Genomic DNA, 613 nt, shown 5'->3' with positions numbered 1-613 from the left:
GCCTCTGCCAACTGGCACGCCACCGCAAGCCTGAGCGCGAAGCTCACAGGCAATGGGCTGTTCGTCGATATGGGATCGACGACCACCGACATTCTCGCGTTCAGGAATGGCGCGCTGGTCAATGACGGATATTCCGATGCCGAGCGGCTTTTGACTGGCGAGCTGGTTTATACGGGGTTTGCCCGTTCCGCGCTGATCGGTATCGCCGAACTGGTTCCGGTGCGTGGGCACATGACGCCGCTCATGAATGAATATTTCGCCAACACCGCCGATCTCGGCCGCATTCTCGGCACGCTGGACGAGGCGGATGACAAATATCCTTCGGCGGACAGGCTACCAAAGACCGTCGCGGGTTCCATTCAACGCGTAGCGCGCATGGTCGGGCGCGACAGCGGCGATCTCGAAGAGCATGAATGGATCGATATTGCGCGCTGGTTCAGCGAACATCAGCTGCGCATGATCCATGACGGCGCGTTCCGGGTGGCACGCAAGCTGGATCACGCTGCGCCGGTCATAGGAGCGGGTATCGGACGGCCGCAAATCAGGCAATTGGCGAAACGCATGGATCGCTCATACGTCGATTTCGGTTCATTGGTTCCTGCCACCGAAGAGG

General features: G+C 59.9%; 1 protein-coding gene. It reads left to right on the top strand.

The window, feature by feature from the left end; translation table 11 throughout:
• Positions 1 to 613: hydantoinase/oxoprolinase family protein (locus ACXJ5O_RS29170; protein ID WP_457302943.1), on the top strand; the 613-nt coding region annotated here is incomplete at both ends.

The sequence above is a fragment of the Phyllobacterium sp. P5_D12 genome, assembly GCF_054049495.1.
This window is presented reverse-complemented; position numbering and strand designations above follow the sequence as displayed.